The sequence below is a fragment of the Streptomyces sp. TLI_55 genome, assembly GCF_900206255.1.
In the GTDB taxonomy this organism is placed as follows: domain Bacteria; phylum Actinomycetota; class Actinomycetes; order Streptomycetales; family Streptomycetaceae; genus Streptomyces; species Streptomyces aquilus.
In genome coordinates this window covers 9,340,818-9,355,474 of the sequence record NZ_OAOJ01000001.1, presented here as the reverse complement: position 1 = coordinate 9,355,474, position 14,657 = coordinate 9,340,818, and the positions used below count along the sequence as shown (strand labels likewise).

Below are 14,657 nucleotides of genomic sequence, written 5' to 3'. Positions count from 1 at the left end.
TAGGCCGTGCATCCTCCGCGAACCACAGGCACGTTCGCTATGCGAAACGAGTCGTACCCGCGTAAGCGGACACGTCAGTCGACCCCGGGCAGAACCGCCCCGGTGGACAGTTCGCCGCGCAACCGGCCGGTGATGCGGCGGGCTGTGTCGAGGACGGCCTCGATCTGTGGCGGGCCGGGGTGTTCGACGGTGAAGGCGATCGACACGGCGGCGACGGCGTGGCCGGGCGCCGACACGACCGGCGCCGACACTGTCCCGAGGCCGCGCACGACCTCGTTGCGTGTGGTGGCGTACCCGCTGGCCCGCGCCCGGCTGATCTCCGGTCGCTCACCGAGCAGTTGGGGCTCGGCGGACAGCATGGCAATGCCCGGGGAGCCCAGGGTCAGCGGATGCCGGTCGCCGGGGCTGTAGACGGTGCGCGAGCGCGTGCTCTCGACCTCGACGGAGACCAGCGTCACCGCTTCTTCGCCGTCCCGGACGACGAAGAAGGAGGTCAGGCCCACCCGCGCGGCCAGCCTGGCGATCTCCGGTTTGGCGATCCGCTGGAGCATGGGCAGGGTGCGCCGGCCCAGTGACTGGGCGCGGGTGCCGATGACGTACCCGTGGGTGGTGTGCGCGACCAGGTGGTGGTCCTGGAGGGTGCGCAGCAGCCGGTAGACGATCGAGCGGTGCAGCCCCATCTGCTGGCTCAGTTCGGCCAGCGTCAGCGGCACGTCCGACAACGCGATCACTTCCAGGAGCCTGAGCCCCCGGTCCAGGGTCTGGACGGAGGGCCGGCTCGGCGGGGGGTCTTCGGCGGGTCGGGTCATGGTCAGGTGATCTCGTCGTCCAGCGCCGGGAACGCGCTCTCGGCGGGAACCGCCTCCCCGAGCACGGGGCGGCGGGCTTCGCGCCGGTGAACGAGGTACGTGGCGTCGGCGCGTGCGTAGTGCCCGGCCGGGTCGTATGCGTTCTTCGCGAGGTCGATCTCGTCGAGGTCGATGTCGGCGTACACCAGTGCCTCCTCGCCCTCGTCGACGTCCTTGGTGAGGGTACGTCCGTCGGGGCCGAAGATCCGTGAGCACCCGCCGCCGGCGGTGAGCAGGCGGCGCTGCTCGGGCGTGGACGCGAAGACGTCGATGCCGGCCGGGGAGATGACCTGCGTGGCCATCAGGACGAAGGCGCTGCCCTCGATGGCGTAGACCTGGGACGCGGCGATGTTGGCCTCGGCGCTGAGCTGGAAGGCGAGGTCGCGGTAGAGCCCGAAGCACGGCCAACTGGCCACGTGCACCTGCTCGTTCTGCGCGTACAGGGCGTACTTGCTGAGCGGCTGGACATGCTCGGCGCAGTTCAGGGCGCCGAGCCGGCCGAGCGCGCTGTCGACGACCTTCAGGTCGCTGCCGTCGCCCTCGCCGAACAAGGTGCGCTCGACGTGGGTCGGCTTGAGCTTGCGGCGGTGCAGCAGCACGCTGCCGTCGGCGGCGATCACGGTCTGGGTGATGTAGAGGGTGCCGTGGTCCTTCTCGCTGTATCCGAGCGCGACAGTGATGCCGTGCTGCCGGGCGGCGCGGCGGATCGTGGTCAGTCCGTCGCCGTCGGGGGCGAGCGAGGCGGCGTGGTAGCGGCCGACGAAGGGGACCTGGTCGGCGACCGCGCCCAGCCACAGGAAGTGCGGATAGCCGGGGATCCACACTTCCGGGAAGGCGATGAGTGAGGCACCGCCCCGGGCCGCTTCCGCGATCAGGTCGACGGTCTTGGCGACCCCGGCCTCCGCGTCGAGCCAGGCGGGCTCTGCCTGGACGGCCGCGGCCTTGAAGCGGCGGATGGTGTCTGTCATGTCCGGTCGTCTCCTTCTCTTCATGCTCCCGCTTCCAGGAGCTTTTCGACCAGCAGGCCGAGGCCCAGGAGCCGTCGGTCGGTGTTCCAGGGCGCGTCGAGCGCCGCCCCCACCGGAAGTCCCGGGCCCGCCGACCGGACGGGCACGGTGAGGCCGGGAAGAGCGGCGACGCTGCCGGGTCCCGTGTTGCGGATGTAGGTGGGGAAGGACGGACGCAGGACACCGTCGAGCCGTACACGCTCGGTGTCGGTGTCGATGCGTCCGGCGGGCAGGGGGGTGGTGGGGAAGAGCACGGCATGGGCTCCGGTTTCGCGGAAGATCCGCCGGTAGCCGTCCACGAGGACACGGTCGCGGACCTCGAGGGCGGCCTTGTACGCCGTCTCGGTGACCGCCTGCGGGAACACGACCCTCTCCATGGTCGTGCGTACGTCCGGGTGGGTGATGCGGGTCAGGAGTTCCGCCGGATCGATGCCGCCCGTCGCCGTGCTCAGATACTCGGGCAGCTGCCGGGCCGCCTCGTACAGGGTGATCGGGAATCCGGCCCGTTCCTCGGCCGTCTCGACCTCCGGCAGCCGTACCGGCACGAGCCTGACCCCGGCGGTCCTCAGGACGTCCAGGGAGTGCTCCCACACCTCGGCGGTACGGGGATGCAGGGGCTCGGTGAAGTGGTGCTCGGGTACTGCGAGCACGACATCGCGCGGGTCGGGTTCCTCGGCCGGGTCGTGGTCGGCGGCGAGGACGGCATCCAGCAGGACCAGGTCCGCGACGGTCGGGGCCATGGGTCCGATGGTGTCGCGGGTCCACGACAGCGGGGTCACTCCCCCGGCCGGGTAACGGCCCGTGGTCGGGCGGAGACCGGCGATGCCGGTGAGCGCGGCCGGGACGCGGACCGAGCCGCCGGTGTCGGTGCCCAGCCCGGCCGGGGCCAGACCCGCGGCGACGGCCGTGGCGGTGCCGCCGCTGCTTCCGCCCGCGAAACGGCCGGGGTCGGCCGGATTGCGGGCGGGACCGTACGGGCCGCCCGCGGTGGTGGCTCCCAGGGCGAGCTCGTGCATGTTGGTCTTGCCCAGCACGATCGCGCCTGCGGCGCGCAGCCGGGTGATCGCCTGCGCGTCGCGGTCCGGGAGGAATCCGGCGAGCGCCTCGCAGCCCGCGGTGTTGGGGAGTCCGGCGACATGGATGTTGTCCTTGACCGCGATCGGCAGCCCGTGCAGCGGGCCCCGCGCGGGGCCACGGTCCGCCGCTGCGGCCTCGGCGAGAGCGCGGTCGGCGTCGAGGGTGACGTAGGCCCCCAGGTCGCCGGCCCGCTCGGCACGTGTGAGGAGTTCCTCGGTGAGCGAGACGCTGGTGGGCGTCCCGGCGGCGAGCCGGGAGAGGGCGGTGTGCATGGGCGGACCATAAGGGCCTCGCCGCTGCCGGTGAACAGGGCTGTTTCGCAATGCGAGACTCCAGACAGGTCTCCGGGAGCCCTCGCGACCCCGTGATGGACGTGTCGTATCCCCTCCACGTCCCCTGCCTGCAACTGGACGTCTCATTGAGGTCACCGACGGCTCAGCTGTCTCGCATATCGAATCCATGCCCTGTCCAGGCTCCGACGGCGGGCCTACGTTCGCGGCCACTTCCTCCACCCGCCGCAGTCCGCGACCTGCGGCTCAAGGCCCTCCGGAGCCCGCAATGGAACACCCCGCGATCAAGCCCTCCCGCCGCAGCGTCCTCAGAGGCCTCGGAGCCACTGCCGTGGCGGCCTCCCCGATCCTCTCCGCCTGTTCCTCCGGCCTCAAGGGCTCGGGCACCTCGACCGGCGACACCATCAAGATCGGCTACGTCAGTCCGCGCACCGGCGCCTACGCGGCCTTCGCCGAGTCCGACGCCTACATCCTCCAGCAGATGCGTGCCTTCTTCGCCAAGGGGATCACCCACGACGGCAAGAACTACGACGTGAAGATCCTGGACCGCGACACCGGCTCGGACCCCCAGCAGGCGGCCACCATTGCGGACGAGCTGATCTCCCGGCAGCAGGTCGACCTGGTCCTCGTCACCGCGACGCCGGACACGATCCACCCGGTGGCGGCCAAGTGCGAGAGCGAGGGCGTGCCCTGCGTCTCGACCATCGAGCCCTGGCAGGCCTGGTTCTTCGGACGCGGCGGCACGCCGAAGAAGACCTTCACGTACACGTTCCACTTCTTCGACGGCATCGAGCACGTGGCCAGGGTCGAGAGCGACATGTGGCGGCAGCACGCCACCAACAAGAAGGTCGGCGTGCTGTGGCCCAACGACTCCGACGGCAACGCCTTCCGCGACAAGACCACCGGTTACCGCGCGCAGCCCCCGACCAAGGGCTTCACCTTCGTCGACCCCGGTTCCTACGAGCCCGGCACCAAGGACTTCTCGTCGATCATCGCGGACTTCAAGAAGGAGGGCGTCGAGATCCTCGCCGGCGTGCCCTCGCCGCCCGACTTCGCGACGTTCTGGACCCAGGCCGCGCAGCAGAACTTCAAGCCCAAGATCGCCACCATCTCCAAGGCCATCCTCTTCGAGTCGACGGTGGCCTCCCTGCCGAACAACCTCGGCAACGGCCTCTGCACGGCGAGCTGGTGGGTGCCGCAGTTCCCGTTCACCTCCACGATCACCGGTCAGACGGCCACCGCGCTCGCCGACGACTACGAGAAGTCCCCGCTGTCCAAGGGCCGTTCGTGGAACCAGGGGCTCGGCCCCAACCACGCGCTGTTCGAGGTCGCCAACCACGTCCTGCGCAACGCGAACCCCAAGGACCGCGAGGCCGTCGCCGCCCAGATCGCGAAGACCAGCCTCGACACCGTCCTCGGCCACCTCTCCTGGACCGGCGGCGGTGCGGCCAACCCGGTCAAGAACGTCGCCACCATCCCCATGGTCGGCACCCAGTGGGTCAAGGGCAGCGGTGAGGCGTACGAACTGAAGGTCATCAGCAACAGCTTGCTGCCCGAGGTCAAGCCCGACGCCAAGGCGGCGGAACTGTGACCGGCCCCCTGCTCGAAGTGGACCATCTCGCCGTGCACTTCGGGGAGTTGCGGGTCCTGGAGGACGTCGAGCTGACCGTACCCCGGGGGCAGGCCGTCGGCATCGTCGGCCCGAACGGCGCGGGCAAGTCGACCCTGCTCAGTGCGATCTCGGGCGTCGAGCGCGCGACCGCGGGTTCCGTGCGGCTGGCGGGCCGCGATGTCACCCGCACCTCCGCGGCGCAGCGATGTCGGCTCGGCGTCGGCCGCTCCTTCCAGATACCGCGCCCCTTCGGCGACCTGACCGTGTTCGAGAACGCCCTGGTCGGGGCCGAGCGGGGAGCCCGGCTGCGCGGCGCCCCCGCCCGCGAGCAGGCCCTGCGCGCGCTGGAGACCGCCGGGCTGCTCCACCTCGCCAACAAACCCGCCGGTTCACTGCCCCTCCTCGGCCGCAAACGGCTGGAGCTGGCGCGGGCGCTCGCCACCGGCCCCGACCTGCTCCTCCTCGACGAGATCGCGGGCGGCCTCACCGAGGCCGAGGCGGAGGAACTCGTCACCACCGTGCTGTCCCTGAAGGAGTCCGGCGTGACGATCCTGTGGATCGAGCATGTCGTCAAGGCCCTGGTCCAGGTCGTCGACCGGCTGGTCTGCCTCGCCTACGGCCGGATCCGCGTCGACGGCGACCCGCACGAGGTACTGGCCAGCGACGAGGTCGCGGAGGTCTATCTGGGAGGTGCGGCGGCATGAGCACGCTGCTGCGAGTCGACTCCGTCGATGCCGGATACGGCGACTTCCAGGCCCTGTTCGGCATCGACCTCGACGTGGCCGAGGGTGAGCTGCTCGCCCTTGTCGGCGCCAACGGCGCAGGGAAATCAACTCTGTTGAAAACCGTCGCGGGAGCCCTGAAGCCCTTTCGCGGCACCATCGGCCTGGCCGGTGACGACGTCACCGCCGAGCCGGACATCCGCCGGGCCCGCAAGGGTGTCTGTCTGGTCCCGGAGGGCCGCCGGCTCTTCCCGTCGCTCACCGTGGAGGAGAACCTCCAGGTGGGCGCCGCCACCGGGCGCAAGGGCCCCTGGAACCTGGCCAAGGTGTACGAGGCGATCCCGCTCGTCGCCGACCGCCGTACCCGCAAGGCAGCCCGGCTCTCCGGCGGTGAGCAGCAGGCCGTCGCCATCGGCCGCGCCCTGATGGGCAATCCGCGTCTGCTGCTCCTCGACGAGGTCTCCCTGGGCCTGGCCCCGCTCGTCGTGGACCAGCTCTACACGGCGCTGCCCGGTATCCGTGCCGAGGGCGCGACCGTGATCCTGGTCGAGCAGGACCTGAACCGCACATTCGCCGTGGCGGACCGCATCGCGTGTGTCCTGGAGGGCCGGATCGTGCTGACCGGCACGACGGCCGGACTCACCCGCGACGAGGTGACCGCCGCGTACTTCGGCACCGGTGCCTTCCCGGAGGTGAAGACCCCATGAACTGGCTCAACGCAATCCTGCAGGGCGTCCTGCTCGGCGGCATCTTCGCCATGGCCGCCGCGGGACTTTCCCTCGTCTTCGGCGTGATGCGGATCGCCAACCTCGCCCACGGGGACCTGATGATCCTCGGCGGTTATGTGGCCTCGGTGACCGCTGCCCACTACGGCGTCCCGGTCCCCGTCACCGTCGTGGTGTCGATGATCGCGGTGGGCGGGCTCGGCTACCTGGTCCAACGCTCCCTGCTGGACCGGGCGATGGGCCTCGGCGAACTCGCCCCGATGCTGGTCACCTTCGGCATCTCGGTGATCATCCCGAACGTCCTGGTCCAGGTGTTCAGCAGCGACGCGCAGCCCCTGCCCATCGGCTCGCTCGGCACCGCGAGCATCGACCTCGGCGGTGGCCTGGCCATCGGCTGGTTCCCCCTGATCACGGTGGGCGCGGCGGTGGCGGTCCTTTCCTCCCTCCACCTCTTCCTCTTCCGCACGCAGCCCGGCCGCATAGTCCGGGCCACGTCCGACGACCGCGCGGTGGTCCGCCTCATGGGCGTCGACAACCGCCGCGTGTACGCCCTGACTTCGGTCATCGCCTTCGCGACGGTGGCCCTGGCCGGTGTCCTGTACACGATGCGACAGGGCGGCGTCACCCCCTTCGAGGGTCAGCTCACCGTCCTGTTCGCCTTCGAGACGGTCATCATCGGCGGTCTCGGCTCGCTGTGGGGCACGCTCGCGGGTGGTGTGGTGCTCGGTGTGGCGCAGTCCGTCGGCGCCCAGATCTCCCCGGACCTTCCCCTGCTCACGGGGCACGTGGTCTTCCTCCTGGTCCTGGTGTTCCGCCCGCAGGGCCTGTTCGGCAGGAGTGTCCTCGCATGACCGTCCAAACAGCACCCGCCGAGGCGACCGTACTGCCGGCCGTACACCGCGGTGGCCGCGCTACCGTCCTGGGCCTGGCAGGAACGGCCGTCGTCCTCCTGACGATGGCGGCCCTCCCCTACGTCGTCGAATCGGGGGTGACGGCCCAACTGGTCAAGCTCTGCTACCTGGTGGCCCTGGCCTCCATGTGGAACCTGCTCGCGGGGTACGCGGGCATGATGTCGATGGGCCAGCAGGCGTTCATCGGCCTGGGCGCCTACCTGCTGTTCGTCGTCAACGACCACGGCGTGAACGTCTACGCCGGCACGCTCGTCGTCTCCGCCGCGGTGGCTCTGCTCGCCTGGCCGGTGTCGTACCTCGCCTTCCGGCTGCGCGGCGGCTACTTCGCCGTCGGCACCTGGGTGATCGCCGAGGTCGTCCGCCTGATCGTGGTCCGCTTCGACTCCCTGGGTGCTGCAAGTGGACGCACCCTCTCGGACGTCACCACCGATCCGGTGCTGCGGCGCGCCTTCACCTACTGGCTGGCGCTCGCCGTGATGGCCACGGCCGTGCTCGGCACCTACGCCGTCCTGCGCAGCCGACTCGGCCTGAGCCTCCAGGCCATCCGTGACGACGACACGGCCGCCGCTTCCCTCGGCGTGAACGTCACACGCGGCAAGCGGATCATTTACATCACAGCGGCCGCCGGATGTGCCGCCGCCGGTGCGGTGATCTGCGTCAACAGCCTGGGGGTGGCGTCGCCGACGCAGATCTTCGGGGTGCAGTACTCGGCCCTGATGGTCTTCATGGTGATCATCGGTGGCATCGGCACGATCGAGGGCCCCGTCGTCGGCGCGATCACGTACTTCCTCCTCGACAAGTACTTCGCGCAGAGCGGTGTCTGGTACCTGATCGTGGTGGGCGCGGCCGCGATCGTGGTCTCCCTGTATCTGCCACGGGGGTTGTGGGGGACGCTGGCGCACCGCACGGGCATCGCCGTCTTCCCGGTGCGCCATACGGTCCGGTCGTAGATCGGCCTCGGCGAGGCCCTCGTGCTCGACGGAGAGCTCGTCGTACCGCAGCTTCGGTGAACTTTCGAAACCGCGCCGTCGCAGCGCCGTCCGGGCTGCGCCTGTCCGCCCTGCCCAGTTGATCGATTTCGACGTGCTTGAGGCCGCGGGAACCGAGTGGGAGGACCTCTTCGCCCGCGAAGTGCTCGCCGCCCCGTTCACCCTGTGCCCGTCCACGACCGACCGGGCGACCGCGTGGGCCGGCTGGACCCGGTCTGGGGCACGGTCGGCATCGAGGGCGTCGTGGTCAGGGCAGCCCATGCCAAGCGGCCGGCCAGGACCCGGGATGGGTGATCCGCGGGCAACGCGCGTCCGCACACGTCCCTGGAAGACCGGCGGACCCGGGCAGCCGGCTCTCGCCCTGCCCGGGTCCGCGGTCACGCCGGCGCGAGGACCGCGCGGGCGAGTTCGCGCGCTTCCTGCGGATCGACGGCCCTCATGACGTTCTCGGCCGCCGCCCGGCACTGCTCGGCGGTCACGCTCTCCACTTGGACGCCGACGGACGGTACGGCCGCGGGTGCCATGGACAGAGAGGTGACGCCCAGGCCGACAAGGACGCAGGCGAGGAGAGGGTCGGCGGCAGCTTCACCGCACACCCCCACAGGCTTGCCGAGCCGCCGGCCGGCTTCGGCCGTCATCGCCACCAGCCGCAGGACTGCCGGCTGCCAGGGGTCGGTGAGGTGCGCGAGGTCCGCGGCCAGGCGATCGGCGGCCATGGCGTACTGGGTGAGGTCGTTGGTGCCGATGGAGACGAAGTCGACGACGTCTAGGATCCGGTCGGCCAGAAGTGCCGCCGCGGGTGTCTCGACCATGATGCCGGCGGTGAGTCCACGGGAGCGGACCTCGGCTGCGAAGCCGGCCGCCTCGTCGACGGTCGCGACCATGGGCGCCATCACCCAAGGGGAGGTGCCTGTCGTCGCGGCGGCAAGAGCGACGGCGTCCAACTGCCGCTCCAAGAGGCCGGAGTTGGCGAACGAGAGGCGCAATCCCCTGACGCCGAGGGCGGGGTTGTCCTCGCCTGCCGACGTGGCGTAGGGGATGGGCTTGTCGGAACCCGCGTCGAGGGTGCGGATCACCACGGTTCGTCCCGTGTCGAACGCGGCGAGCACCTCGGCGTAGATCGCCGCCTGTATCTCGACGTCGGGCTCGGTTTCGCGGCTGAGGAAGCAGAGCTCGGTCCTGAACAGCCCGACACCCTCAACGGGCTTCGGGGCCGCGGCTCGGGCTGACCGGCCGTCGGCCACGTTGGCGAGCAGCTTTACCGGCGCCCCGTCGGCAGTTCTCGCGGGGCCGCACCAGGTCGCCAGCCGCTCACGCCACGCGCGGCCCTGCGCGACCCGCCGGTTCGCGTGGGTCGCGTCGGGCTCGGACTCGATGGTTCCTGACGTGCCGTCGACCAAGAGCCGTGTGCCGTCCGGGACAGAGGTGACGCCGGACGCTGCGACGATGCAGGGAAGCCCCAGCTGCCGGGCGATGATGGCGGTGTGGCTGGTGGGGCCGCCCCTCTCGGTGACCAGGGCGAGGATGCGCCCAGGGTCCAGACCGGCCGTGTCGGCCGGCGCCAGATCCTCGGCAACGAGGACGCTCGGTTCGGCCGGGAGCACGAGCCCCGGCTCCGCCACCCCCACGATCCGTGCGGTGATCCGCCGCTCGATGTCCTCCAGGTCGGTGACCCGTTCGGCCATGAGGCCGCCCATCTTGGTGAAGAGGACGGTGAACTCCTCCACGGCCCCGGAGACCGCGGTCAGCAGCGGCTCGCGCGCCTCGAGCCGCTTGTGTACAGCGTGACGCAGGCCCTTGTCCCGGACGAGTCCGGCGGTCGCGACGAGGACCTCGGCCGCGCTCCCGGAGGCGTTGGCGGAGCGGGTGTGCAGCGACTCGGCCACCCGCGCCACGGCACTGTCGTACGCGAGGAGGAGTTCTTCGGGGTCGCCTGGCGGGCGGCGGCGGTAGGCGTCAACGGCACTGAGGGGAATCTCGTTGGTGATCCGGGCCGCCGGGCCGTAGACGACACCGGGCACCACAGGCGTGCCGCTGAGGATGTTCGACGTCATGGTCATCATCGCTCCTCAGGCATCCAGGTCGCGTGCGATCAGGTCAGCAATCACATCGATAGCCGCCGGATCCTCACCGGCCACCTCTACGGTGTCCCCCCGCTGGGCGCCAAGGGTCATGATCAGCAGCGCCGAGGAGGCGTCAACCGCTTCCTCGCCCGGCTTGGCGAGTGTGATGCCGGCGTCGTACTCGCTCACCGCTGCCGCGATGAGTGCGGCGGGACGGGCGTGCAGACCGACGGCGGAACCGACGGTCACAGTGCGGGAGGGCATATCGGACCCTTTCGAGACGTGTTGGCCTGCCGGTTCCGGCACTCGACGAGCATCCGGACGACGTGCAGATGAGGGGGCGGCCTCGCCCTCGGTGAGCGGCTCTCCCGGACGGAACTCCAGGACCTGCAGCCGGGAGCGGCTCGTCAGGCTGGGGTCGGACGGTGCGCGTGGCGGTGCTCTGCCGGTGCGATCGCCCTTGAGCTTGCGACCGTTGGGAGATCGGACGAAGAAGTACCACAGGGCAGTGATGAATTGCGCCGCGTCGACCTGTACCTCTGAGAGGTCCGTCCGCTGGACCGCTCGCAAGGAGGTCGAAGAGCTACTGGAGAACCCCCGGCCGTCCGACCGGAGATGACCCGCTGGGGCGGCAGCCAAGGTAAAGCGGGACACCCGCCACACGCAACTGTGACGCAGGCCACGTCACCCGGGGCCTCGCTGCGCGCGGAACGCCCACCTGCCGGCATGGCCGGCGTCTTGCCGGCGTCGGCCAGGTCCGGCGGGCACGGCCGTGGAAGGAACAACTCGCTTGCCCCGCGCGGGCCTTGACGCGCTGTTCGCCGTCACCCTCGACGACCTGTCGCGAAACGTGCCGTGTTGTTTCTTCCCGCTGTATTGACACCCCTGTCACCTTCCTGCAACCTGTCGCCAGGACATGTGACTGGTCATGCAGGCAGGATCCGAGCGGAAAACGCGTAACCGAACGCGTTTGCCGCCGGGTCCTTTTTTGTTGCCCGAAAACACCCTGCCTCCCAGATCAGTCCCGTACCGGGCCACAGGCGCAAGGAGTATTGGTATGGACGTGAACGGGAGCGCGAAAGCGGTTCTCGACGCCCTGGGCGGCGCGCAGAACGTCGCCGCCCTGCAGCACTGCTCGACCCGGCTGCGCTTCACCCTGGCGGACGACGCGAAAGTGGACGCACAACACCTGCGGGCCATCCCGGGTGTGGTGGGGGTCGTGACCGGCCCGCCGCAGACGCAGGTCGTCGTCGGCAGCAAGGTCATCGACTTCCACAACGCCTTGAGCAGGCTGCTCGGTGACCGTGACGGGGATGGTGGGGCGGTGCCCGCCGCCAAGACGCCCTGGACCTGGAAGCGCCTGGGCGGCACGGTGATGGACTTCGTGGTGAGCGTCTTCACCCCGGTGGTCCCGGCCATCGCCGGCGCGGGCGTACTGAAGTCACTGCTGCTTCTGCTGACAACGATCCACTGGGTGTCGGACACCGATCCGACCTACCTCCTCTTCGCTGCCATTCCGACAGCGGTCTTCACTTTCCTGCCACTCTTCGTCGCCTACACGACGGCGCGGAAACTCAACGTGAACCGGCCGGTCGCGCTCGGCACCGTCGGGGTGCTGCTGCATCCCGGATTCACCGAGCTGATCACGCGAGAAGGTGGAATCTCGATGTTCGGGATCCCTGTGACGAACGTGCCTTACAACGCGCAGGTATTCCCCGCAATTCTCGCCGTTCTGTTCCTCGCGATCGTCGAGCGGTTCTTCAACAAGTACACGCCGGGGCCGATCCGGGTGTTCTTCGTACCGATGATGTGCTTCCTGATCGTCGTGCCGGTGACGATGCTGGCGCTGGGCCCCCTGGGTTACGGCATGGGCACTCAGCTCACCTCGGCGATGCTGTGGATGCACTCCACGCTCGGCTGGGTCGCGGTCGCACTGCTCGCCGCACTGCTTCCCTTCGTGATCTCGGTCGGCATGCACAAGGCGTTCATTCCTCCGACGATCAACACCATGACCGCGACCGGCTCCGAGAGTCTCTACAACCCGGCCTCGCTGGCGCACAACATGAGTGAAGCGGGTGCGACCCTGGCCATCGCCCTGCGCACCAAGAGGCAGGAACTGCGCGCCACCTCCCTCTCTGCCGGCGTCTCCGCGCTGTTCGGCATCACCGAGCCCGCTCTCTACGGCGTGACCCTGCAGAACAAGCGGACCCTGGTGGCGGTGGTCGCCGGGGCGTTCAGCGGGGGCGCCTACGTCGGCATCACCCACGTCTCCTCGTACGCCGTGGTCGGCCCGGGTCTGGCGAGCATGTCGATGTTCGTCAACGCCGACGATCCGTCCAACATCGTCAATGCGGTCGTAGGCCTGCTGGTGGCCTTTGGGGTCGCCTTCGCCATCTCTGCGCTGACCTGGAAGGACTCCACGTCCGCGGCCGTCGCCGAAAAGACCCGTCAGGCAGGTCCCGAGTCCGTGTCCGCCGGGGCGTCGGGCGCCGGCGAGCTGCTGATCACTCCGGTCAGCGGCGTCGTGGTTCCGCTCTCCGAGGTCGGAGACCAGGTGTTCAGCTCGGGAGTGCTCGGTGCGGGAGTGGCGATCGAGCCGACCTCCGGCCGGTTCGTCGCGCCCGTGGACGGCACCGTCACCTCGCTGCTCCCCTCCAAGCACGCCATCGGCATCACCACACCGTCAGGCGCCGAGATCCTGGTCCACATCGGGATCGACACGGTGAAGCTGGCCGGTGAGCACTTCACCGCGCATGTCGCCCAGGGCGACACCGTCACCGCGGGCCAGCTCGTCGTGGACGTGGACATCGAGGCGGTCAAGGCCGCAGGCTACGTGCTGACCACGCCGGTCGTGGTCCTCAACTCCGCCGACCACCCGCTCTCCGACATCGCCACCGGCCCGGTCGGGACCGACGGCCCGCTCGCCACCCTCCGCAAGAAGGAACTCTCCGATGCCGCTGCCTGACAACTTCCTCTGGGGCGGCGCCGTGGCCGCCAACCAGGTCGAGGGCGCCTGGAGCAAGGACGGCCGAGGTCCCGCCGTGTCCGACGTAGCCGCCTACAAGCCGCACCTGTCTCCCACGGAGTACGCCGCCTTCCACACCTGGACCCGGGACAGCGTCGAGAAGGCGATCGCCGACACCGACGACTCCCGCTACCCCAAGCGGCGCGGCATCGACTTCTACCACCGTTACCCCGAGGACTTGGCGCTCTTCGCCGAGATGGGATTCAAGACGCTGCGCGTCTCGATCTCCTGGACCCGGCTGTTTCCGACCGGGGAGGAAACGGAACCGCTACAAGCAGGCATCGACCACTACCGGGCGATGTTCCAGGAGATGCGCCGCCTCGGCATCGAACCGCTCGTCACCCTCTCCCACTACGACCCGCCCCTGCACCTGGCGCTGAAGAACAACTGCTGGGTCGAGCGCTCCACGATCGAGCTGTTCGAGCGCTTCGCCCGGGTCTGCTTCACGGAGTTCGGCGCGTACGTGAAGTTGTGGCTCACGTTCAACGAGATCGACGGCATCCTGCGCCACCCGTTCACCTCGGGCGGCATCATCCCGGACACCGTCGAGGGCAGCCTCGACCAGGCCTGCTACACGGCCCTGCACCACCAGTTCGTGGCCGGTGCCCGCGTCACCGCACTCCTGCGCGAGCTGGTCCCGGACGCTCGCATGGGATGCATGCTCACCATGCTCCTGACGTATCCGAACACATGCCGACCCGAAGACGTCGCCGCCACCCAGCTCAAGGAGCGCCTGCTGTACCTGTGCACGGACGTTCAGGCCGGCGGCTCATATCCGAGGCTGGCCCTGCGCGCCCTGCAAAGCAAGGGGGTGACCATCCCCTTCCAGGACGGCGACGAGGAACTGCTGGCCGCGCACACCGCGGACTTCATCTCCTTCTCCTACTACAATTCCTCGACGGAATCCGTCAGCCCCGACGCCGAGCGCACCCCCGGCAACACCATCCTCGGTGTGAAGAACCCCTACCTCGACTCCACCGAGTGGGGCTGGCAGATCGACCCGGTCGGCCTGCGGATCGCGCTGATCTCCCTCTACGACCGCTACCACCTCCCGCTGTTCATCGTCGAGAACGGCCTCGGCATGCGGGATGAGCTGACAGCAGACGGAAAGGTGCACGACCCCTACCGCATCGATTACTTCCGGGCCCACTTCGCGCAGATGATCCAGGCCGTCGACGAAGGCGTGGACCTGATGGGATACACCAGCTGGGCGCCGATCGACCTGATCAGCTCGTCCACCTCACAGATGTCGAAGCGCTACGGGTTCATCTACGTTGACCAGGACGACGAGGGCAACGGCAGCCTCAACCGCTACCGCAAGGACTCCTTCGACTGGTACCGCAAGGTCATCGCCACGAACGGAACGGACCTGACCTGAACCGGACCGT

General features: G+C 69.5%; 12 protein-coding genes. 7 read left to right on the top strand and 5 right to left on the bottom strand.

From position 1 onward, the window contains the following. Positions 1-74: 74 nt before the first annotated feature. The 3 genes from CRP56_RS42780 to CRP56_RS42770 are packed head-to-tail and all read right to left on the bottom strand — an operon-like array spanning position 75 to position 3,204. A complete protein-coding gene (locus CRP56_RS42780; RefSeq protein WP_097273487.1) occupies positions 75-809 on the bottom strand; it encodes an IclR family transcriptional regulator in 735 nt (244 codons plus the stop codon). 2 nt (positions 810-811) lie between these two features. Further along, positions 812-1,816 (bottom strand): carbon-nitrogen hydrolase family protein, encoded by a 1,005-nt coding sequence (locus CRP56_RS42775; RefSeq protein ID WP_079658489.1) that lies wholly within the window; start codon positions 1,814-1,816, stop codon positions 812-814. A gap of 20 nt (positions 1,817-1,836) precedes the next feature. Then, positions 1,837-3,204, bottom strand: coding sequence for an amidase family protein (locus tag CRP56_RS42770; protein ID WP_097273485.1), 1,368 nt, complete (start codon positions 3,202-3,204; stop codon positions 1,837-1,839). Between the two features lie 286 nt (positions 3,205-3,490). On the opposite strand from CRP56_RS42770, the gene CRP56_RS42765 reads away from it, so the two are divergent. From CRP56_RS42765 to CRP56_RS42745, 5 genes are read left to right on the top strand one after another with little or no spacing between them, the layout of a single operon-like run. Beyond that, positions 3,491-4,813 carry an ABC transporter substrate-binding protein gene (locus CRP56_RS42765; protein WP_159424346.1) on the top strand — a complete coding sequence of 441 codons (1,323 nt, stop codon included), beginning with the start codon at positions 3,491-3,493 and terminating at the stop codon, positions 4,811-4,813. Then, the gene (locus tag CRP56_RS42760; protein WP_079658486.1) at positions 4,810-5,538 is read left to right on the top strand and encodes an ABC transporter ATP-binding protein; all 729 of its coding nucleotides are present in this window, start codon (positions 4,810-4,812) and stop codon (positions 5,536-5,538) included. The genes CRP56_RS42765 and CRP56_RS42760 overlap by 4 nt, the downstream gene beginning before the upstream one ends. Continuing rightward, entirely contained in the window at positions 5,535-6,263 is a 729-nt protein-coding gene (locus tag CRP56_RS42755) for an ABC transporter ATP-binding protein (RefSeq protein WP_079658485.1), read from the top strand. The genes CRP56_RS42760 and CRP56_RS42755 overlap by 4 nt, the downstream gene beginning before the upstream one ends. After that, positions 6,260-7,132 (top strand): branched-chain amino acid ABC transporter permease, encoded by an 873-nt coding sequence (locus tag CRP56_RS42750; RefSeq protein WP_079658484.1) that lies wholly within the window; start codon positions 6,260-6,262, stop codon positions 7,130-7,132. The genes CRP56_RS42755 and CRP56_RS42750 overlap by 4 nt, the downstream gene beginning before the upstream one ends. After that, a complete protein-coding gene (locus tag CRP56_RS42745; protein ID WP_097273483.1) occupies positions 7,129-8,142 on the top strand; it encodes a branched-chain amino acid ABC transporter permease in 1,014 nt (337 codons plus the stop codon). The genes CRP56_RS42750 and CRP56_RS42745 overlap by 4 nt, the downstream gene beginning before the upstream one ends. 416 nt (positions 8,143-8,558) lie before the next feature. On the opposite strand, the gene ptsP is transcribed toward CRP56_RS42745, so the two are convergent. Next, positions 8,559-10,235 (bottom strand): phosphoenolpyruvate--protein phosphotransferase, encoded by a 1,677-nt coding sequence (ptsP, locus tag CRP56_RS42735; RefSeq protein WP_218878030.1) that lies wholly within the window; start codon positions 10,233-10,235, stop codon positions 8,559-8,561. A 15-nt stretch (positions 10,236-10,250) separates the two neighbouring features. Then, complete coding sequence (locus CRP56_RS42730; protein ID WP_079658482.1) at positions 10,251-10,508, bottom strand: HPr family phosphocarrier protein; 258 nt, start codon at positions 10,506-10,508, stop codon at positions 10,251-10,253. Positions 10,509-11,301: 793 nt separating this feature from the next. On the opposite strand from CRP56_RS42730, the gene CRP56_RS42725 reads away from it, so the two are divergent. After that, positions 11,302-13,209, top strand: a complete 1,908-nt coding sequence (locus tag CRP56_RS42725; RefSeq protein ID WP_097273480.1) for a beta-glucoside-specific PTS transporter subunit IIABC — start codon at positions 11,302-11,304, stop codon at positions 13,207-13,209. Next, positions 13,196-14,647, top strand: a complete 1,452-nt coding sequence (locus CRP56_RS42720; protein WP_097273478.1) for a glycoside hydrolase family 1 protein — start codon at positions 13,196-13,198, stop codon at positions 14,645-14,647. The genes CRP56_RS42725 and CRP56_RS42720 overlap by 14 nt, the downstream gene beginning before the upstream one ends. Positions 14,648-14,657: the final 10 nt, after the last annotated feature.

Coding starts and splice junctions, on each gene's coding strand:
- ptsP (WP_218878030.1), bottom strand. CDS start 10,235: ATGACGTCGAACATCCTCAGCGGCACGCCTGTGGTGCCCGGTGTCGTC.
- CRP56_RS42750 (WP_079658484.1), top strand. CDS start 6,260: ATGAACTGGCTCAACGCAATCCTGCAGGGCGTCCTGCTCGGCGGCATC.
- CRP56_RS42725 (WP_097273480.1), top strand. CDS start 11,302: ATGGACGTGAACGGGAGCGCGAAAGCGGTTCTCGACGCCCTGGGCGGC.
- CRP56_RS42770 (WP_097273485.1), bottom strand. CDS start 3,204: ATGCACACCGCCCTCTCCCGGCTCGCCGCCGGGACGCCCACCAGCGTC.
- CRP56_RS42745 (WP_097273483.1), top strand. CDS start 7,129: ATGACCGTCCAAACAGCACCCGCCGAGGCGACCGTACTGCCGGCCGTA.
- CRP56_RS42730 (WP_079658482.1), bottom strand. CDS start 10,508: ATGCCCTCCCGCACTGTGACCGTCGGTTCCGCCGTCGGTCTGCACGCC.
- CRP56_RS42765 (WP_159424346.1), top strand. CDS start 3,491: ATGGAACACCCCGCGATCAAGCCCTCCCGCCGCAGCGTCCTCAGAGGC.
- CRP56_RS42720 (WP_097273478.1), top strand. CDS start 13,196: ATGCCGCTGCCTGACAACTTCCTCTGGGGCGGCGCCGTGGCCGCCAAC.
- CRP56_RS42780 (WP_097273487.1), bottom strand. CDS start 809: ATGACCCGACCCGCCGAAGACCCCCCGCCGAGCCGGCCCTCCGTCCAG.
- CRP56_RS42755 (WP_079658485.1), top strand. CDS start 5,535: ATGAGCACGCTGCTGCGAGTCGACTCCGTCGATGCCGGATACGGCGAC.
- CRP56_RS42775 (WP_079658489.1), bottom strand. CDS start 1,816: ATGACAGACACCATCCGCCGCTTCAAGGCCGCGGCCGTCCAGGCAGAG.